This is a genomic window from Sessilibacter sp. MAH1, from assembly GCF_054658315.1.
This window is the reverse complement of the sequence record NZ_BAAGIC010000013.1, coordinates 56,441-78,898: the sequence shown is the minus strand read 5'-3', so window position 1 is coordinate 78,898 and position 22,458 is coordinate 56,441. Positions and strand designations below refer to the sequence as shown.

At 39.4% G+C, this 22,458-nt stretch carries 10 protein-coding genes and 1 pseudogene; 7 read left to right on the top strand and 4 right to left on the bottom strand.

What is annotated here, in order from left to right:
- Positions 1 to 22: 22 nt before the first annotated feature.
- From ACYQ28_RS13475 to ACYQ28_RS13450, 6 genes and pseudogenes are all read left to right on the top strand, one after another.
- The gene (locus ACYQ28_RS13475; protein WP_460050879.1) at positions 23 to 418 is read left to right on the top strand and encodes an acyltransferase family protein; all 396 of its coding nucleotides are present in this window, start codon (positions 23 to 25) and stop codon (positions 416 to 418) included.
- 32 nt (positions 419 to 450) lie between these two features.
- Positions 451 to 1,050, top strand: a pseudogene (locus tag ACYQ28_RS13470) (acyltransferase family protein); the annotation flags it as partial.
- Between the two features lie 87 nt (positions 1,051 to 1,137).
- Positions 1,138 to 2,004 carry an SGNH hydrolase domain-containing protein gene (locus ACYQ28_RS13465; RefSeq protein ID WP_460164719.1) on the top strand — a complete coding sequence of 289 codons (867 nt, stop codon included), beginning with the start codon at positions 1,138 to 1,140 and terminating at the stop codon, positions 2,002 to 2,004.
- A 1,517-nt stretch (positions 2,005 to 3,521) separates the two neighbouring features.
- Positions 3,522 to 5,174 carry a vanadium-dependent haloperoxidase gene (locus tag ACYQ28_RS13460; RefSeq protein ID WP_460050881.1) on the top strand — a complete coding sequence of 551 codons (1,653 nt, stop codon included), beginning with the start codon at positions 3,522 to 3,524 and terminating at the stop codon, positions 5,172 to 5,174.
- Between the two features lie 296 nt (positions 5,175 to 5,470).
- The gene (locus ACYQ28_RS13455; RefSeq protein WP_460050883.1) at positions 5,471 to 5,971 is read left to right on the top strand and encodes a hypothetical protein; all 501 of its coding nucleotides are present in this window, start codon (positions 5,471 to 5,473) and stop codon (positions 5,969 to 5,971) included.
- 1,652 nt (positions 5,972 to 7,623) lie between these two features.
- Positions 7,624 to 8,892, top strand: coding sequence for a retropepsin-like aspartic protease (locus ACYQ28_RS13450; protein WP_460050885.1), 1,269 nt, complete (start codon positions 7,624 to 7,626; stop codon positions 8,890 to 8,892).
- 327 nt (positions 8,893 to 9,219) lie between these two features.
- Here ACYQ28_RS13450 and ACYQ28_RS13445 read toward each other — a convergent pair whose 3' ends face one another.
- Positions 9,220 to 9,723 carry a DUF4124 domain-containing protein gene (locus ACYQ28_RS13445; protein ID WP_460050887.1) on the bottom strand — a complete coding sequence of 168 codons (504 nt, stop codon included), beginning with the start codon at positions 9,721 to 9,723 and terminating at the stop codon, positions 9,220 to 9,222.
- Between the two features lie 532 nt (positions 9,724 to 10,255).
- On the opposite strand from ACYQ28_RS13445, the gene ACYQ28_RS13440 reads away from it, so the two are divergent.
- On the top strand, positions 10,256 to 11,569 hold the full coding sequence (locus ACYQ28_RS13440) for a DUF2254 domain-containing protein (protein ID WP_460050889.1): 1,314 nt from the start codon (positions 10,256 to 10,258) through the stop codon (positions 11,567 to 11,569).
- Positions 11,570 to 11,588: 19 nt separating this feature from the next.
- On the opposite strand, the gene ACYQ28_RS13435 is transcribed toward ACYQ28_RS13440, so the two are convergent.
- The 3 genes from ACYQ28_RS13435 to ACYQ28_RS13425 form a co-directional block, all read right to left on the bottom strand.
- Positions 11,589 to 12,623, bottom strand: coding sequence for a transposase (locus ACYQ28_RS13435; RefSeq protein WP_460050989.1), 1,035 nt, complete (start codon positions 12,621 to 12,623; stop codon positions 11,589 to 11,591).
- Positions 12,624 to 12,805: 182 nt separating this feature from the next.
- Positions 12,806 to 13,330, bottom strand: a complete 525-nt coding sequence (locus ACYQ28_RS13430; protein WP_460050891.1) for a hypothetical protein — start codon at positions 13,328 to 13,330, stop codon at positions 12,806 to 12,808.
- Position 13,331: 1 nt separating this feature from the next.
- The gene (locus ACYQ28_RS13425; RefSeq protein ID WP_460050893.1) at positions 13,332 to 22,223 is read right to left on the bottom strand and encodes a SpvB/TcaC N-terminal domain-containing protein; all 8,892 of its coding nucleotides are present in this window, start codon (positions 22,221 to 22,223) and stop codon (positions 13,332 to 13,334) included.
- Positions 22,224 to 22,458 lie beyond the last annotated feature (235 nt).

Here is a 22,458-nt window from a genome sequence, read left to right as displayed (position 1 = left end):
TCTACACAGTAGGAAGTATAAAATGGACTTTAACACTCAGCGACAACCCACAACTTCCAGTGTCTTAATGAGTTATCGAAAAGAACTCGACGGTCTGCGTGGTTTGGCGCTAATACTGGTATTGATGTATCACGCAGGTTTTAGCTGGTTAAGCGGTGGCTTTATTGCCATTGACATCTTTTTCGTGCTAAGCGGGTATCTTATAACCAATATCATTTTGAATGATATTGATTTACAGCGCTTTTCTTTTAAGAATTTCTACGATCGTAGAATGAGAAGAATTGCCCCGGCGTTCTATGCCATTATATTTCTAACGTTCATACCGGCTTGGTTTATTCTTGTTCCTTTAGATATGGAAAGCTTTGCTATCAGTAATCTTTCCGCATCTACTTTTGTTTCTAACTTGTATTCTGGCTAGACGCCAATTATTTTTCGTCCGAGGCAGAATTAAAACCGCTTTTGCACACGTGGAGTTTAGCGGTCGAATTTCAATTTTATTTATTTTTTCCGATTTTAATAATCTTAATTAGAAAACTCCTACCTAAATATCTCACACCAATTATTACTGCTCTTTTTTTGATAAGTTTACTGATTTGCCAATGGGGGGCCATAAACTCACCGACCGCAAACTATTATTTTCTACCAACCAGAATGTGGGAATTTCTCTACGGTACATTAATAGCTCTTGCAATGCTCGATGGCAAATTCCAAGCCTTTAGTAACAAATTATCCAATAACAATGCAGATCTGTTGAGCTTCATTGGATTTTTACTGATTGTTGTACCGCTATTTACTTTTCAAAAACAGTTTCTGTATCCCTCTTTTTACACACTGTTTCCTACCACCGGAAGCGCACTACTCATATTGTTTTGCGACAAATCCAAATTCCTCTTGGCATTTTTTAAATTCAGGCTTCTTGTCGGCTTCGGCTTAATCAGCTACAGCGCTTATCTTATACATCAACCGTTGTACGTTTTTGCCAGACAACTGGGTTACAGTACGCATCAAACAAGTATTGGTATTGCCTTAATTATAACGACTCTATTACTCGCAATATTATCTTGGAAATATATAGAATCACCACTGCGCGACAAAAAGCGAATCGCCAGTAAACCCTTTTATCTCATTATTTTAGCAATGGTCTTCGCCAATCTAGGAACCTCGATTATCGCCCAAAAAACCGATGGCTTAGCCTTTAGATTTCATCTGCCAGAAGTATTAGACAATAAATTTGAGTTGGCTCAACACAAAAATGGCTGGTGTTTTTACAGCGTAGATTCAAACAGACGCTTGCCCGTGGGAATTGAAGGTACTACATGCAATATTGGCCAAATAGACAATCCTAGATACACCGCGCTTCTCTTTGGTGACTCAACCACAGCGAGCTTTGAACCATTCTGGAATCAAATCGGCCAACAATTGAACATAAAGATTAATGTTGTGAGTACCAACTGGTGTTATCCATCACAAAGCGACAATTATTTATGGACCAAAGATACCCCCGCTTATGCGCAGTGTTTATATAATCGCAAATTTTTATCTGAACACTACCAAGAATATGATTTCATTATTTTATCATCGGTGTGGTCAAAGCTAGTTCAAGATAATGTTTACGATGAAAGCGTAGCGCTCATAAAATCTCTCGTTGAAGATAAAAATAAAAAAGTTGTATTAATGGCACAAACGCCAATTCTGGACCGGTTCGCAATTTTAAGAACCATCTATCATCAACGTCCTCTATCTTTTGAAGAGAGAGATGGCCTAGCGATATCTCTCAATACCGAATTGGAAAACTTAGCAAATAACAACGCAAATATTTACTTCATTAATCGCATTCAGATGTTTGGCCCAAACAAACAAGAGCAGTTATTGACAGATGAAGGTTTGCCCTATTCGTTAGACGGAATACATCTTAGTATTTACGGATCGCTAAAAGCAGCGGACATTTTCGCCGCCCAGTCAAACCTGATTTCTTTCACAGAATTTATTGAGAACTCTAATTAGCGCACCTCTGATTAAATCAAAGATCCGTTTCCTCAGGTCTTTACAGTCAATCAACGCTATCAATACACACTCTCAATACACACTCTCAATACACACTTTCAATACACACTTTCAATACACAAGGATTGTTACAAATAATGGTAAAAAGCCAGCACTATGGTAGATAAGTTTCCGATACATGACCCATAAAACTTTAAGTTATTACCAATCCCTAAAAAGGAGCTGGTAATTATAAGAATTGTCTTCACAAACAATTTTTAATTTAACTGGATTTATTGATTGAGAATTTATTGGCTGAGGATTTTTTGTGCACAATAAAATATCCGCCAAAGACATCACCCAAAAAAAACATTCAATTAAAAATTAAGAAAGGTCTCGAACGTTCAAAGCATAAAAATCTGTTCTCATTATCAATAAAATACTACAATCGAGCAGATAAACTATGAATATAAATAACAACTCCAAGAAAACCTCCATAGTTATAGATTCTTTAAGTTTTCTCTGAATTTAATATGACAGAATTGCTTCTAACCACAGTTACTCGGTAATCACCAGATCTAGCTTAATAAGATCCGCGCAAAATATCGATAACCAACACAAACACTCTGTAACAACATAAAAAATTTAAACAAGAAATAAAAATACATCTTTAATTTCTGACATTCTTATAAATACGTGGCGCAAATAAGAAAATAATCAACCATCATGGCGTATTTAAGACATAAAAAAACAGTCTGAAAAAATACAATTATTTGTGAATCTTTGAATTAAATTGATGAATTTGATGCCATTATTTGATTAAAAATCTATTCAAAATCCTCATCATTATCTTTTCTTAAAACAACGCCTTTCAATTACTTAACATTTATTTTTTACCCAAAAATAAATTTGCTCAAATTAAATCTCGTACAAAAAATAGTAAAACCGAGTTTTTATCAATAACGGTAAACACTTTTTAAACCTTATACTTTAAAGACTTCGCAGTTACACTCACATTTTTCCTCGCTTTAAAATAGAAAAAGGCAAGTACTAATTTTTTCATAAAAAGCAACAAGTCTAAAAAACATCTCCAAAGTTAAGATATGTATACCTTGTGTATGTAAAAATTCAAACAATACTTCTTACACTCCCAGTAATAAAAAAAATGGATTATTTGAAGATTAAAATTTAAAAATAATGTCGAATGGATACCAAAAAATGTACATTTTTAGTTTACAAATAATTACATTGGTAATTATTTAATAACGAAAATGCTAGGATTTTTTTCAATTTAATCACCTCGTTAAAAAGCTGAAATTTCCACCAGTCTTTTTTTTAACAAATCACATGATAATATCCAAAGGGTCTAAGCTATTAAGTACTGCTTAGTCATTCACTCATGTGTGTCTCCCTCTGATTGATCTTGCAATTAATTTCGAACGTTCTAATTTTTTAAAATTAAAATATCGATTTATTGCACCAATAAAGCTGGAAATTAAATTAAAAAAATCATCTGTCTAATGGAAAGGACTAAATGTATGATGAAAAAACTATCCGCGATGGTTATCGCATCGACAATTGCGATGGCAGCTACACCTGCATTTGCTGATCAAGAAAATCACGATGTAGGTGGTCAAACAAAATCTCAAGCGCTTGGCTACATTGGTAAATTAAGTAAATCGGCCATTCAATCGGGTCAATTTCACCGCCTAAAAGCCGGTGCGAATTATGGCGATGTTTATTATGGTGTTGGTGATGAGAGCTTATCTGCTCGCATTATCTTCTGGCACAAAGTGGCTTTGGATTCTGTAGCACTTGACCACACGCCAACCGAAGAAGGTGTTTTCCCAGCACTGAGTCAAGGCGGTCCTACTCGTACCAGTCGTGCGTTAGCCATGGTTCAAGTAGCCGTTTTTGATGCGTTAAACGCAATTGATGGCTCCTACAATTCATACGCTGCGAAAAGATTAAAAGCGCCTCGATTTGCTTCTGCTGACGCAGCTGTCACCTACGCAGCATACAGCACCTTAATGCGCTTATACCCAGCTCAAGAAGAACGTTTAAACGCAATTCTAGATGAAGAAGTGACACGCATTCAATCATTCACTCCACGTGTTAGCTTTAAACTAGGTAAGCGCGTTGGTATTGAATCTTACAAAGCGATGCGTGACATTCGTCAAAACGACAAATCGAACCGTACCGAGCCAGATTTTGGTGAAGGTGGCGCTGTAGCAGACGGCAACACCACTCATTTTGGTACACCTGTTAACGGTGGCACGTCACTTATCGGTGAATGGCAATCCGATCCTAACACTGCCGAAGAAGCCTTTGAATTTAACCTTGCTCTTGGCGCTTACTGGGGTGAAGTAACACCTTTCTTCTTAGATTCAGGTGATCAATTCCGTATTCCACCACCACCAACAACCGATTCAGCAGAATATGCAGCCGCTTACGCGGAAGTAGCAGCATTGGGTGGTTCTCCAGACAACCTAAACACGGTTAGCACCAGTTCTGATGACACTCGTTTCATCGGTAACTACTGGGGTTACGATGGTGTACCTTTAATTGGTGTACCACCACGTATTTACAACCAAATTACTGCGCAGTTAGCGAACGCCGAATACGCCGACCAACCCATTGAGCTTGCACGTGTTCTTGCCATGGTAAACATCGGTTTGGCTGATGCGGGTATTTCTGCCTGGGACAGTAAATTCTTCTACAACATGTGGCGTCCTGTTGTGGGTATTCGTGCAGAAGACGATAACCCAGCAACTGAACAAGATGTCACTTGGGACCCAGTTGGTATTTCGGTATTAAACACAACATCTCCGTTGCGTCCAACACCGCCGTTCCCATCTTACCCAAGCGGTCACGCAACTTTCGGTGGTGTAACCTTCGAAATTCTACGTGACATTTTCGGTGATGATCATTCTTTCACTTTCGTTTCTGATGAATATAACGGCGAAGGTTTCGATCCATTCTTCCCAGACGCACCACGCCCATTCGTGCCTGTTCGCTTTGATACTTTAACCGAAGCACAAGAGCAAAATGGTATCAGTCGTATTTACAACGGTGTGCACTGGATCTTCGATAACATCGAAGGACAAAACCAAGGTGTACAAATCGGCCGTTACTTGCTTGACGAAGTTGATGCGTTCAAACCTAAAAAGAAACGCGGTAAAAAATGGTAAGAACCAGATCGTTGTAACACTATGATTCTTTCATCTTAGTTATAATGATACCGACCTTGTCTTTGGCAAGGTCGGTTTATTTTTAAGGAACTTTGATTAACACAAACTTCTGTAGACACAAAATGCGCCGCTAATTATCAATAATGATGAAATATTGAAATCGAGACTAATTTTGAAAGCACGTTTTCAATTTCTCTATTCTGATTAAACCGTTAATTAGAAAGGCGTTAATCAGAGACTTTTATACGTTTTAAACCGCATATTCGACATCAATATGCTATTCAGGGCTTTTGATTATGAAATTTATCAAATTACTTATTTTAGTATTGGTCACCACAGGTTTTACTGCTCATTCAGTAATCGCCGAAGAAGCAAGCAACACTGTTGCGCGCAAGCAAATTGTTGAACTGCTACCACAAGATTTTAAACCAGCATTTACTCGTGAAACCGTCATTAAATTAAATGCCATTGTTCATCGCTCTTTCGATGCCATCAACGAATACGACTCAAACATTCGCGATTTCCGCAAAGCCGTTGAAGAAGGCACAAAATCCGACTCCTCTGAAGAAGTTATGGAAATGACTAAGAAAAAACTGGCTCACCTAGACACACTAATGGCTAAATCAAAATCAGCCCTGGCCGATATGATGGCGGCTAAAACCGAGCTTGAAAACAGTGACGAAGAATACAACAAAGCCATTCTTGCAGGCATGGTTGATTTTGTAGAAGATGTAGAGCGAGAAATTTCTGCTCAAAATATTAAATTACATGCGATGGTTAAAACCACAGAAAGCTGAGTTAACACTCGCACACCATTTAACAAACAAAGTACATAATAGAATTAAATTACTGCAAAAAAGCCTAAAAGCTCTGGTTAATTTTTTAATTTATCAGAGCTTTTTGGGTATCACTTATCGTAAATATTCGTATTAAACATCTATAATAGCCGTTAATTAACTCATTAATAATTTAATTCGACGGCGGAAACTGACAAAAACTGCTATTTTACCTCCGTCCTCTAGAACTCTCTCATCTTTGGGTACGTCAACCAGATAACTTTCATCTATTTCAACCTCCTCAAATAAATCCGATAAAATAGCCAATAATCGTATTCGATTGCACTCCAAAACATTTCTTCTGCCGCCTAAGCAGTTGTTCCAACGAAAAAACAATTTACCACCTAGCTGCCTAAGAGTTAACTGGCTTTTCCTGTGCACACAATCTTTAGAGCAGACTCTATCGCCGCTTTTAGCTATTCCGGTCCAAAATTTTTATATTCAAACTTAATTAAACTTCTTATGAAAACCAACTTTCATTGTTTAACGTTGTATACCGGGATAGAAAAATCACCTTCCATAAATTATTTAATTCGGAAAAAGATATGATGAAAAAAATGGCTCTCACAAGCCTAATATTCAGCGTTAATGCTTTCGCATTTAGCGATGATGTTTGTTATCCTCCAACCTTCGATCAAACCAAATTTTAACAAAGACAAGTACACAGATTATTCAGCAAAGCAGGCCGAACAGTGATTTACCACAGGTATTAACCAGAGAATTTGATCAACACGTAGGCGTAGATATCGCCAAAACGTTAAAAATAGTGAACGTTGTAGAAATATTACAAACCATTGCACAAATATCCTGTGACAATCAATTAAACCCCTACCCTGGAGTGATAGAAAGCTGCAACTAAATAAAATAGAGCTGATGTTATTGAGTAATTAATATCAGATTTTAAACTATTTGTGCCAACCTCTGATTACTTCACACTTAATTTAATAAAACAATTAAACTGCGACTTCCAACACAACCGCAATTCTAATCTCGCCGTTCTTACCATTGGCAACACCGCTAGATCTTCCAGAAGCGCCAAACTCATCGAAACTACTTAGAACTCTTCTTTCAATTAAATTTTGGACGACTTATTTTTAATCACTCTCGGTATTTTAACACTCACTTCATCTCGGTTTATTCAGAACAACCCCACACGGTTAAAATATCAAAAAAAGCAATATTTCACATTTTTGAACATTCAGTTTTGATTAAGCCTGACTGATAGAATATTCAAAATATGATTTTCATTAAAGCGCATTAAATTCACACTAATAAAAAAGTTTATCACTCTAGATTTATCCTATTTATTTAACAACATAGAGATTTAAAGCACCAATCTAATACTTAAGCATTACCACAAAAAAAGTAAAATCAATTAATTCTTTGAACGTTAAATTTTCACGACCATTTAACGTGAGAAACTCAAACAGGATGAGCTTACATTGATCACTATCTGTTTTATTTAATCGACGACGATAACTCGGATGAAAATATAGCTTTTTTAACCCCAAAGATTTTCAAGAGAACTCTAGACTTAGCAACGAACATCAATAAAGCAAAACTTACTTAAAAATTCAAAACAATCTTTTTTTTACAATTAGAGACCTGAATAAATGAAAAAAATCAGTAGCGGATTATCGATATTAACATGTGTATTAATGCTAGCAGGCTGTGTAAATCGTGATTACAAACAATGGAAAGAATCTAGCAGTAACGATACTACCGAATGGCTTACGGATAGCCGGGTAACCCACATTCCTTTTAAAAATATCGACAATAGGATTGTGATCCCCATTACTTTAAATGGGGGTAAAAAATTAGGATTTATATTAGATACAGGGGCAGCAGCTTCTATGTTGCTAGAGTCTCACCAAACCACTGATCTAGATTTAGTCACACAGGGACAGTTAACAATTAACGGTGGCGGGAATGGAGAAGGTTCCAAGGGTAGTTTTATTCACAACGTGGATATTGGCACTGGTGATATAGTGTTAATAAATAAAACGATTCTTAATGCTACGTTAGAAAATATGCCTTTTTTCAAAAGTTTAGATGAAGCTTTTTTGGACGGAATTCTTGGATACGATCTTTTTAATTTCCTTGTAGTAGAAATTAATCATGATCAGTCTCTCATTACTCTTTACGAGACTGATGAGTTTGAAAGCATCTCCCACGATAGATTAAATAATGGATGGGTAAAAATGCCTCTAGAAATATCCGGTGGATTGATTTACATAAAAAGTAAGGTATTGCTAAAAGACCAAAATTTACCATTAGAGCTCAAATTTCTTCTTGATACCGGTTCGAACGGTTCAATAAGCCTTTCGCCTAGCGCGCATGACAAAATTGAACTCCCAGAAGATCAACTCACCATAGAGTCTAGTGGTTTCAATGGTGTTTTCGAAACTAAGCTCGGCTTGGTCTCATATGTTGACATCGGTGGTTTTCAAGTAAAAGAGCTTATAGGTACTTTTACAGATTTTAGTGTCGCTCCAAACAAAAGAAATTCAAGTATTCACGGCGCCATTGGTATGGGATTATTTTCTAAATTTAATGTTCTATTTAATTATCAAGGCGAATACATGTTAATTAAACCTAATAATACATTTGATACACCTATTACAGCTGGTCGGTCTGGGTTAAGAACGCTAATACATAAAGACGGTTACATTGTAAAATCAACAGATGAGAAACTCACTGAAAAACAGCCAAACTTGAGAGCAAGCGATGTTATCCTGTCTTTTAACAATGAACCCGCAACGCCTGAAAATATGGTTAAATTCAGAGAGCTATTATCCTCTCAAGCGGATTCGGTTAATATTTGTTGGATGAAAGAATCAGAACGCTATTGTGCAGATATTGAGTTAATGGATAGGTTGTAAATAGCGCTAAACAGACCATAATTAGCCAAAGGTTGGGGTTTTGCCAGCCCAACCTTAATTGTTACATCAAATATTTTTTCTAATACTTATCTATTGCTATCGGAATCTCTGATTAATTCACTCTTGGTTTAATCAGAGATTCCGATTTCCATTACATTTAAATGAGTGAATTTTGAACATACTGCAAAAAACAAAATCGCAATAGATTAATAATCAATTATCTTTAATTAAAATTTTCACCATTGTAATTTTTTAAAATCACAATAATCTTACCTAAACACCAGACTCAGTAAGTATATTGCAATATTTTTTTAGCTTCTGACAATATTATTCCGATTTCTTTATCGCAGAATCCAGTCGATCTTGACGACCATCTATTAATTCTTGAACATTTCTAGCATCATCAATGAGCGTTGGAATATCGGTAGGAGCAACAGTCGTGGGTGATAAACTTTTATTGCTAATTAAGGTCGCTCCACCACTGTTTGTCGTCGTAGAAGATGTTTCGACATTCCGACTTGGCGCCGGTAATAAATTACGATTAATGGTTGTATCAACGGTGACTAATTCAGCTTCAACACCTTTTGGAGGTTGATCTGAAAATTGCCAATTACCTTGAGCATCACGCCATTTGTAGACAGGCACGCTATCGCGTTCATCATCACTAGAGACGTTAGGCACGAGATCGTTTATTGATGACTCCAATGAACGAGTGTCTGGCATAAAATCACTGATCGACAACCAAGGCGTACCATTTGGACTTTTAAGCACAAAAAGCCCAGCAAAACCTAGCACAAGTAAGCAACAGAAAACTTTAATCATTAAGCTCATAACAGTTAACCAATTATCGCCTTAAAAACACGTACACGCTCATAGTAAAGGAAGCTCTGTTAACCTAGAGAGTCCGCCTGTGTCGCCAATTTCAAGAACTGCAAGTGATTGAAATTAGCAAAAAATTAAAAATCGCGCATTCAACTTCTGATTTCTATTTAATTTGTGCCTTCCATTTATGAGTTCTAATTATATGACTTCGGAGTTAATCAGAGCTTCTAAATAAATAAGTTAGTTATACTGTCATACAACCAAGAAGATTCCAATTGCGACATTATAAATAAGTAGAATAAGCGAGCAAAAATTAGACAAATAAATAAAGCGTTAACTTGCAGATTTTTTCTGCTTCATTAGGTTTATCCCTCATATAAAATTCTCTCAAAAATAAGATTGATCGCTCTTTTTAATACGAATAATTTAAATATTTCGATGTAACAATAACAATGAGTTATCATCTTGTGAATGAGCATCATACGTTGCACTTAAATGAGTAAAAAGAAAGGCGCAATAGCCCCATTTGTGGAGAAATAATTTGACCATCCAGCTACTCAATTTTTTATACCGATTGCGAGAAAGTCTTTGGTTTCTGCCTTCACTAATGAGTCTGACAGCCTTTGGCTTGGCGGTATTAGCGAATTGGTTGGATGAGCTTTATCATCATCAAGCTCATAAACATTGGCCTTCGTGGTTAATTTATCAAGGTGACCTTGAAGGCGCTCGCACCTTATTATCTATCGTAGCAGGATCGATGATTACCGTCGCCGGTGTTAGTTTTTCCATCACCATGGTTGCTTTGTCGCTAGCATCTTCGCAGTTTGGCCCGCGATTGTTAATGAACTTTATGCGAGACACCGGTAATCAGGTGGTCTTGGGTACTTTTGTCTCGACATTTTTGTATTGTTTACTGGCGTTAGGGAATGTTAGTGGCACAGTGGATTATCCGCCTGCTGCATCGGCTTCCATTGGGCTTTTATTAGCAATTATAAGTATCTTTGTATTGATTTATTTTATTCATCACGTCAGCTCCACCATTCGCGCGGAACACGTAGTGCGAGTTGTGGCAATTGATACTATGGCATCTATTAGACGCCTTATCGATGATTCTGGGCAGGAACTAAAAGAGAGTGCACCTGTTCCAGATCAATGGCCGTTATCGGAAACCTTTACCATCGAATCGCATCGCAGTGGTTATCTGCAAGCCATTGATGAGGCTCGAATTGTTCAACAATTAAAACGTTATGATGGCGTGATCAAACTCTGTCACCGCCCCGGTAAATTCATAAATGCCGGTGAGCCTTTGGCTTTTGTTCATGCTAAGCGTTGGAAGATTGGCACAGCGAAAAATTTCGATAAATACTTTGTTATCGGTTTTTGCCGAACCGATGATCAAGATACTGAGTACGGAATTAGTCAACTGGTTGAAGTCGCGGTACGTGCGTTATCGCCGGGTATCAATGATCCACACACAGCTATTTCATGTATCGATTGGCTTGGGAGTGGTTTAAGGCAAATCGCCGATAAACCCTTAATTGGTATTTATCGTTTTGACAGTACAAAAAAAATTCGCCTAATTCGCCAAGAAGTTGATTTCGTCGGCTTGCTAGATGCGGCCTTTAACCAAATAAGACAAAACGGCCGCAATATACCCTCAGTAGCAATTCGCTTATTAGAAGCATTAGATTCTATATACACCGTCGCTAAAGACACCAATCGTCGAGAGCATATAACTCAACAAGCTAGATTAGTAATCGACGGCGCAAAAGGTGACGACTGGCAATCAAAAGACATAAATGATCTTAAAGCACGATACCGGCATTTACTGGAAAACGGAAAGTTGACTGATTAATTTTAATGATTGCAACTGATTAAGCAATCAAACCAATTCCTTTGTACCAACGTTTATTATTTTTTTCTGACTTAGCTTTTAATGCTTTTTTTGAGCCCGCATTTGATGCATATAAAGAAGAGAAATTTTTAACGTGTGTAATCCACTGATCAGGATTAAGACCAAGAGTATGAATAGTTTTGTCGGATGTATCGGAAATAAAACCACGCTTATCGTCACGAATACAGCGCCCGGTAGTTTCGACCAGTTCTAGATAATCAGCAAATGTGATTGGAATGGCATCAGCAATATCAGTGTGCGCACTGCCGTGAAGTGGCTTTAGATGAGATTTTGGTAGAGAATCTAATTGAAGTAATTTTTCTATTTTTTGTTGTTTTTTAACTTTAGATTGAATTCGCTTTTGATTACTCTTTGTTAAATTTAGATTGGTTTTTTGTACTGAGTTATCTGGATTTTTTTCCTGTTTTGAATTTTTATCAACTGTACTTTTAATGCTAACAAAATCAAAAACACGCTGCTGAATCGAAGTAAAATCACTATCAATTAGATCATCGGCAATACCCGCACGAACTGGATTTAAATCAACATAGGCCATACAAGTAAGCAACGCCTGCTCGTCAAGCAAAGCTTGAGATTTAAAGCGCCCTTCCCAAAATCGACCTTTGCAATTGTCTTCTTCATTGGCCATGCGGGCGATGATTTCATTTACGCCGCGCATAAACCAACTGATTGACGTTAATCGTTCGCGCCATTGTTCGATAATTTCTTCAGCTTTTTTTAGCTCTGCCTTAGACATCTCCGCACGAAAAGCAATCCATTTTTGAATCAACTTATCGCCTTTGTACAACTGCAACCAACGCTCGACCACCTCATCCAGACTCCAGTCTCTAGCACGACCTTTATCCACATACAAAACCACGTGGTAATGATTACTCATCACCGCGTAAGAACAAATATCAATGGCATAAACATAGGATAAAAAACGAAGACGGGAGACCAACCACTGTTTGCGGTGATCGAAATTCTCGCCGGTTTCATGGTCATCACCACACAAAAAAGCACGGCGCACACAGCGGACCATGCAGTGATAAAACGGCGTATCTTCGATTGAGACTTATTCGAAGCGAGGTTTAGTCATGGTTTGGGATTATCACAAAGGAGAAAAATAAAGTCAATTTTATGGATGTCCTTTATATCCTACTTTTATTTTTATTTGGTTTTTTATCAGACTTTAAACTAATATTTTTCGAGCCATTCAGCTCCAGCTAAATCTTCTATACTACTACAATGCAAACTAGGATTTTGATTAAAATGTTCTATATAATCAATTTTAGTTAAATATTTTTTCCTCAACTTAGCCCTAAGCATTAACTCGACATATGAAAAATCTACACGTATTTTAATTAATTCATTTCGACTCGGAGAACTTTTTTGCATTAATAAATTACGTAAATTTTCTAATTTTAAGTATATATATACAATTTCTTTCCTGGTTAGAACTGCACAACCACCAAGTTTGTTTAGAAAGCCCCTATGAACAAGCTCTTCCCTTGTTATGATTTTCGTATCCAAATCATTTTCTTGAAAGTCATGCTTCGACTCGATCATTCCAAGAATCTTGTTAATGTAACTATCTGCATTCAAGTAAGCAGTCAAACTCTCCCAATCTTCATATTGGGCTCTATGTATTGATAAATGCACTTTTCGAATGAACAGACATAATCCTAGCATGAAGGAATCATCAGGCTTTTGTAGCTTCATATTATTGCTTCCTAAACTTAGGGTTTTTATCACCTATAGGTAGAGGTATTTCTGTAGGTATTTTAGCCGTTTTTATATTACTTTCACTAACTTTTGTCCGAATGAGAGATGACACAGGTATATCAAACTCTACAAAATATCCGCTACCAAAAGCCCCCGTCTCAGCAGAAGCCGTTTTGGGATTGGTGAATGGAGCAACCTCAACATCAACACCTATTGGTATACCGCGAGCTTCATTTATAGCTTGATCTTGCTTAATGCCTTTTATTCCATCCTTATTTGTATGATGCCGAACTCTGACCACCTCTTCCACATTTGATTCTTGTTTTACATTCTTAAGTGACTTTTTAGCTCCTTTTAGAGACTTAAGCGCAGAACCCATCGCCCCTAGAGGAGCCATATCAATTGCGATATCCCCTACAGTGCATTCGGTGCACATTGCTCCAGGACCTGTTGGATAAGGCCCTCCGGTAAAAGTTAACGAATCTTCTAGATCTTCGCCAATAGGTTTATCCAAAAAATCACCAACCGCACCTAAAATATTTGTGTAAAAACTTGAGGTCGGCCCATCAAGAATGCTGCCTATCGTTTCTAATATTCCCCTATCATCTGGAGCCTCGGTTGGTTGAGCGACATTATCACGGCTATAGGTGCTCCCTAATTGGGACGGTTGGTTCTGGCTAGATGTATTATTATGGCCTTGCTGACTGCTAAATTGCTGAGCACCATTTTTTTGCACCGGCGAACCTGTTTTGGGAACACTTTCTATTGGCTTATCACTGCCATCGAATGAAATCGTTCTACAACCGGCTGTTTCTACGCCTTCAATTCTACTACCGCAATATCCACTAGGATCAGTCCCTGCCAAGGGATTATTCATTATGTACGAATACGGGTTCATGCTTTGGCTATTGCCCGGAGACTGAATCACTGGATCAACGCTCAGGAATCGCCCTAGGTTGTAATCATACACCCGGCCATTCATATGAATAAGCTCGACGTCATCCAAATGCTCGTGGTCGGTAAAGCCACGGGTGGTGTATTGGCTGTCGAGCACGGCGTCTAGTTTGTCACTTAGGTCTCCGTCACGAGGTTTACCGAAGGGATCGAAGCTGTGGGTTTCTACCGCCATGCCAAGGTCGTCGGCCATGGCAACGGTTGAGCCTAGGCGGTCACGATGGGTGAAGACGATTTCTTGTTGTGTATCGCTGGCGGTTTCGGTTTCCGTGAGTACGGCAATATCGTCGATAAAGTAGCGATACTGAGTTTTGCCAGTATCGGTAATTTTCTCGAATAATTTATCGATATAAACCGTGGTTTTAGCACCGTTGGTTTGTTTGTAGCGCGATAAATCTGGCGCATAAAAGAAGCGTAAATCGGCACTACCTTTTATCAACCGCGTTGGGTGGTTGTAGGTGTTGTAATAGGCTGTGATCGCGCCGTTTTCTTTGGTGCGGTTGCCGTTGTTGTCGTAACCGTAGGTTTTTGTGGCGCCACCAATTAACGAAACCTGGCTTACCGCGTTGGGCTTGCTGCCATTGTATTGGTAGTTATTGGCAAAATCGCTTTTGCTTAATAAATTACCCACAGCATCGTAACTGTAATTAATGGTCGGGCCATTGCTGCGATTATTTTGCAACAAACGATGCATGTCGTCGTAGCTAAACGATTCTGTATAGGTAGAACCGGCAAGCTCGGTAGACATTTGCGCCAGGTTACCGAAGTGATCGAAGCTGTCGTAGGTTTGTTTATGAATAACACCGGTAATTTGGCTGAGCATGGCGGCACGTAATTGGCCGGTTGCTTCGTCGTAATTGCGGTCTTGGGTTAATACACCTGCGGCGAGATCGGCCTGCAACCAATTACCAAAGGCATCTTGGGTATTAATTTTTCGGTAAATGTAACCGCTTGATGCGTTTTGGGTGGTGGTTAAATAGCCAGTGTTGGAATATCCGTATTGCACGGTTAAACCACCGGGATAACGCATGCCTTTAGGGCGACCGTAGTTTGCATCGTAATACGAATTAACGGTGTAGGTTTCGCCATCAATTTGCGTATTAACGCTAATTGGGCGCGATAATGAATCGTAATAATAGCTGCGCTCGAAAGCACCATTACTTAACCGCTCGGCATTCATTAAACCAATGCCGTGGTTAGCGTTATCGTATTCCCAAGTAGATTCCAGACTGCCATTAATACGGCGATTAATGGTTCGACCTAAACGATCGTAGGTGTAGGCTTTGGTATCGCCATTGGCGTCGGTTTCTGATGCAATTTCACCAAAACCGGTGTAGGCAAAGTTTTTACGACCCATGTTCGGGTCATCCACCCAAAGCTTTTGGCCAAGATCGTTGTATTTTGCGGTAATGCGATTGCCGTTGCCGTCTTGCATAACAATGGGTTGACCGGCACCGGTGTAGGCGTAACGGGTTACGGTACCAACGGCATCGACGGTTTCGGTCAGTTGCTGCAAGCCGTTGTAGGTGCGCGACAGGTAATTACCACCGGCATTAATGTTGGTGGTAAAGCCCTCACCTGCTTCGTGCTCGTAGGTGGTACGTAACACTTGGCCATCGGTTTGGTCCATAGTTTTTTCGGTTAAACGGCCAAGAACATCATATTCCACATAATGGGTACCGTAACTCGAAGGCGCACCATAGGCCGGAGAAGACATAAAGACTTCTTGCCCCAGTTTGTTGTACGTCATTGCTTGTACAATCCACTGACCCGTTGCCAGTGCTTGGGTATCGGTGCGCACCGCTCTGCCTAACTTGTCTAAATAAACACGAGTTGTGGGCGTACCGGCTTGCACACTGGTTTGTTGCAAGATTAAACCCGGCGGACAACTCACATTGCTGCACATTTGCAGCGATGAATAGGCGGGCGGCAAGCCGGGCACGCGAGTTTCTATCGTGCGACCAAAGGCATCGTATTTAACGGTAGAGGTAATTCCGTTGGCGTCTGTAGTTTGTGTTGGTACGCCGTATTTTGGATCAGTAACCACTTGCGATAGGTGGCCTTCTGGGTTGGTAACCCTCTCTACAAAGTAGCCATCGTTACTGTAGACAGTCGCGGTTTTACGCTCGGTTTCACCGGTAGAATTCACCGATACCCAGGTTGGTAAACCGTACCGGTTGTATTCGGTGGCGGTTTGCACCGATTTACCGGTAACAGGCACAGCGGAAACATTGGTTGGCTTACGCAGGCCGATGTCCCAGGCGTTATATTGCATGGTGGTGGTTTGATCGGCATCGGTACCGGAATCAATAGCAACACCTTTGCGACTTTCTACTGCGTGTTGGGTCGTCGTACGCGCAATGGGTTTGTCCCACCAACCATCGTTTATGTAAGTATCATCAAAGCTTGATATTGTGCTAGAGCGAACAATATGGCCGCCGCTTTCTTGATATTTTGTTTCTGCCGAGGTGGTTCTGCCCCACTGATCAAAATTTTGGGTTTCGATCATTGAATAGGTAAGACTACCGGCTAGCGTACGATTGGTTTGCGTGCGTTTCGCTTGACCAACAATGTACGGCACGTTAACAACGGTTTGCCATTCCACCTGCGGGCTATTGACTAAGTAATCGTTGCCCGAGTTAAATTGCCCCGCCGGCCAAAAACGCCATTCGTATTTAGACTCGTTAAACGGTGTTGGTGGCGCATTATCGTTATTGTATTCATAGCCTTCGTATTGGCTCATGTGATACATGCGCCCAGCTAACGGATACACCTGATGAAATTCAACACGTGAGGTAATTTCGGCATCAAGATCTTCGGTAATAATGGTTCTAAAACCTTGGAAACCTCTGCCCTGCCAGTTGTACATTGCGCCTTTATAACGGTACTGCACGCGATTTAAATTATCGCCCACACCGTTCGATTGACGGAATTCCGCAACCACATACATGTTACTGGTGAAGTGATAATGCTGTGCCCGCGCCTCAGCACTTAAACTGTTTAAGTAATTAAAATCTGGCTCGTAAAAGGGTTTATTAGCCGAGTGATAATTAGAATCTTGCGAACTTAATGGTCGATACGTCCACTCACTGCGAACACCAAAACCATTTTCAACCGACTCCAACATATCGATTGGTTGATAGCGTTCACCATTTTTTGCAGAACCGCGATTACGGTTGATGTAAATGCCCGGCGCACGACCAGTCATAACACCAAAACCAGCTTCTTCTTTAAAAGACTGTGCTGAATCGGATAGACCGTAGGAAAATATAAAATCGGTTAAACCATTGCCAAAAGCATCGATAGGCAAAGAAGCAGCCGCCGAACCAACTATACCGGTATTTTCTTTATGAACTTGAAAAATACCAGGACTGACTTCTTTAAATTTAAGAGCTTGATACTGATAAATACTGTTATCGTTATAATCTACTCTAGGTAATGATTCTTCAAATTGTGGGTCATTAATATGATAAAGACCGAAAAATTCGTCGCCGCAAATTTTTTGATTGCCAACGACGCTACTATAGCTACTACAAGCAGTAACTTCTCTAATTCCATTAGGGATAAGTAATTCCGCTCTGCCATCAGCGTCATAATCCATTTCTTTTATTGCATGGGAATACTTAGGATATTGTACTATGGCGCTATCAAATGAATCGTTGTTAAGACCGCCATAAGTTACCCGCTTAAGAGCAAAAGAGGAATCTTCGCCTAAATCTTGCCAACCTGTAAAACTTGCATCGCCTCTATTAAGAGCCAACTTTAAGTTATTATCACCGTCAGACAGCGCGATCCAATCTAAAGCACCGTCACCGTTTACATCCAAAAATTTATGATAAATATAAGGATTGTATCGAAGAGTTTCAGTTGCATTTAAATTAGAAACATAATTAGACAAATCGATTTCTGAGAAACTGATTCCACCTGATGTTGTTAAATTCGACACAAGCACAGATTTTGGAACAGGTTGTTCCACAGTAATGCCATTTAACCCGGCAAAACTATCTGTAAGATTATTAACTAAGAAATCCGAAATCCCATCACCATTAACATCCCCTAAAACATTAGCAGACGTTAAATCTTGAACACGAGTAACTCGGGTAAAAAATAATTTATATTGCAAGACCACCTTCGAGCTGACCAATCTGGTACTTTCATATATAAATAGACGATTATTAATATTAAATGGATTTGACGGGCTTCCACTATTAACCCAAAGAAATACGCTACGCTGGCCACCTGGATCACCGGCTAACTCACTATTCGGATCTTCGTAAGTTACTATATCGGTTAGTCCGTCGCCATTGTAGTCAGCAGCATGCACTATTCCAGAACTAAGTCCGAGTGAAGGTAAATCTAACCCTGTTGTTACCCATTGGCCCGTCTTGGAGTATAAAATTTGTAATTTATTGTTAGAAACACGCCAAAGATCAGTGCGGCCATCATTATCAAAATCAGCAATAATACAATTAACAGAAAAACTACTTACCTCTCGGTAACATTGGCTTGAGGGTAATTCCTCCGATAAACCACCAATACCTTCTGCGTTAACTTGCCAACCCGACCAATCAGAAACGCCGTCACCTTGGCGATCACCTCTAGGTAATATTTCTTGAATATTGGCATTTGGCTGTGTGTAAAATTGAGTAACTTGCGCATTTTGACTGGTTTTAAAACCGAGTGGTTCAAGTTCAAATTGCGGAGCAGAATCTAACCAAGTAAATTCTGTTTTAGGTACACAATATTTTTGTGAATTTAAATAGGCACAATCTTCAACCGCGGTTAATAAACTGCGTTCAGATGCATCACTTAATTTATAACTTAAATTAAATTCACGTATTTTAGTGTTTTGATAATACGTAGAAATTTGGCGGATACGTTGAGACTGAACCGTTAAACCACCGGCTAAATAGGCAGAGGTTACATCGGGACGATTTTCGTAGCTAAATTCAACACGGCGATCACCGTGGGAAGCCACCGTACCTGTGTACTCAATTTTTTGAATATGATACTCACCCATACCACTGCCAAATTGTTGATAGGTATAGTGAATATAATTACCGGCTAGATCTTTTTGATCGGCCATCAACCAGCTAGTTGGAGAGGATTTTCCACCGGCGAATACTCTCGAATTTGCACTAGTCCCGTAACTCGACACCGATCCATCGCGCATTTTTACAGTAAATGAAGAGCTTCCACTGGAGATATTGTTGGTTTGCGTAACAACAGTAAAGCGATCGGATTCTGGATAATAAGTTGCTCCAGAATTACCATAGTTACCACTGTTTAAAAGAAGTCGCTGGCCGTTGTAACAGAGTTTATCGGTAGATTTGTATTGAACCGGCAGATTAATACCATCGTGCACCAGAGTTGATGGACATCGAGAAATGGCGCCACCAGCCGACATTTGCCAACCCATACCTAAGGTACTGTTACCGGAAGACCCACCGTAATTAATAGAAACTTCTGGAGCGATATCGGCCCGGCCTGGTGGTAACGGAATAGGAATAGAATAACTTGCTTGACCGCCACTAACACTGGCCTCACCCGCAACCACACCAGAGGTTGCATCGTGATTACCTGTGGCAGAAATGAAAGACGCATCATCAATTGCGCTGGCAAAAGGTAATGCTGTGTCGGCATAACTCGGCTTAGAGCCCGAAACTTTTATAGAACTACTATCGTAGGCCGAGCATTTAGTAGCGCCCGGCGTTTGATTACAGGCGCGAACATCAATTGTGTGGTCGCCTTGAGAAATATTATTGGCAATGTAATTAAGTGCCAAGCCTCTATTTAACCAAGCACCAGAATCGATACGTACCTGATAAGTATCGATAAATGCTGAATTACTAACGCTCCATTCTGCTCCAATTTGGCCATTAGAATCGCTACCCGAGGCAGTAATTTCTGGTTTTACGGGTGTTGGATGATTAATGTTGTAACTGTTTGAAAGTGCTAAAACACCGCAACCAGAATTGTTGCAGGCATGCACTCTAAATTGATAATTACCGTCAGGTAAATTAGTGGCATTGAAGCTTCTTGTAGTACCTGTTAATTCCCAATCGCTGTACAACTCGCCTTCTTTTAAAATAGCGACTTCATAAAAATCAACAGCCGAGTCAGACGGCGCCGACCACGATAAATTAATCTCGCCAGTTTGCGATTTGACAGCTGCATTAAGGTTGTTAGGAATTAACGGAATTTTTAAAACATTAATTGCATTAAGAGTAGCACTCGCACTACAACCGGATGCGTTACAAGCCTGAACCGAGTAGGTGTGATTACCGTCTTTTACTCGGTCTAATTGAAGATAAAGTCTATTCGAAGCAGTAGTATATGTATTACTAACAACGCCTGATTCGGTAATGCGATACTCATTGATGGTTTGCTGGGATGCTTGCCAACTTAATCGAACATTACCATCAGTTACAACACTCGCGTTCGTCTGAGTAAAAGCTGCAGGCTTAGTCGGAGTTTTTAAAACGGTTACCGTTTTAATATCGCTCGGAGTATTACATTGACCACCTAAGCACGCACGTACCCTGTAGGTGTAGGTACCATCAGATTTGTTGGAATAGGTATAAATTATTTGGCCATTGGATTCAGTAAAATTAGTTACGTTTACCCAGGAGCCAGAATTTTCTTGTATTTGATAAACGCCAACACCTGCCGAAGAATTCCAGCGAACTTGATAAGTGCCATCTTTACTATTAGGTTCAGGAAGTGTAACTACGCGCTTACTAGCGACAACAACTTGAAAAGGCGTTGCGTCTCCAAGATAGATATAGTTGTTACAAGGCTCAACACAGTCGTCATAAATATAATGTTTGGCCGTATACGTATAAACTCCATCACCTTGATTATTTTTTGGACCTTGGATATCCAATCCTGCAAGATTAAAAATTTTATTATAAATCGAAATTCCGTTTTCAAATACATCGTGACGCTCTGCACCACTTGCATTTAAGCTGATCTGAAAAGTTCCTGTAGTTAACAAGGGCCCGTTAAAAGACCCATTAGACGGAGGAGCATAATCATAATCCACAGATACTCTACGATCCGCACTATCGCTGCTGCAGTATGTGCCATTGCAAGCGATAACATCATAGTACCAGTCACCTTCAGTTCTACCTGATTCTGAATAACTTAAGGCTGCACCAGAATAAATGGTTTGCCAGCTACCAGCCCCCAATTTACGTCTTAACTGATACAAAGTTGGTGCAGTACCTGAAGGCTTAACCCAAGAAACCGTAAAATAAGGAATGTTAGATGTGCTAGGCGCGGTTGGAGCAGCGGGTGTTCCCGGGCGAGGGTCAATAACCGTTACCAATGTATCAGCACTATAAGCACTGCACGCCGTGCCCGCACAAGCAGAAACACTGTAATACCAGCTACCAGGTGCTCTACCAGAATCGTCAAAATATAAATTACTGCCAGAATAAATTTGTGACCAAGAACCGCTACCTAATCGACGACGTAATTTATATGAGGTAGCAGAAGCACCGCCGGGTTTCGTCCAATTTATTCTGTAACTGGTATTTGTGGTACTGCCAACAGATGTTGGCTTAGCCGGAGTGTTCGGTGATTGAGGAACAATAGAAACGTTAACAGTATAAGAGCCTAATTTTTTAAAGATGTAACTCGGTTCTAGCTTACTAAAATCTAAGGCGTATCCCCAAATATCATATCTATAAGTACCGTTTCCCTTACCAGTAACATTGTATTCACTAGCAGATAATCGATCAGCTTTGATAACTCCATTCTCATAAACCCTGTATGTACCTTTTTCGCCACTGGAAGGAGTCCAAGCAACCTTATAGATTCCGTCAGTATCTGGATTGGTCGCAGTAGAACCAGAAAAGCTTATCGCATGCGCTTTGAGAGCAACAGAAAAAACTAGAAAAAGAAATATTTTTAAGAAACGGTAGTTTTTCATAAAGGCTTATAAACGGTATATTTACGGGAGAATAACCGCTCAATGCTAAATAAAAATGTGACGCTCTGTAAAACGCTATTTAACCGAATAAGCAAAACTTTACATAAAAACTAAAATAGTATTAATTAAAATAAACTAAAGCATTAGCCTACTAAAAAGAAAATTATTAAAAGTTTCCGATAAACTCATTACGTAAAATATTTTATAAAAACTAGCTACACCTTTAACACTCTAA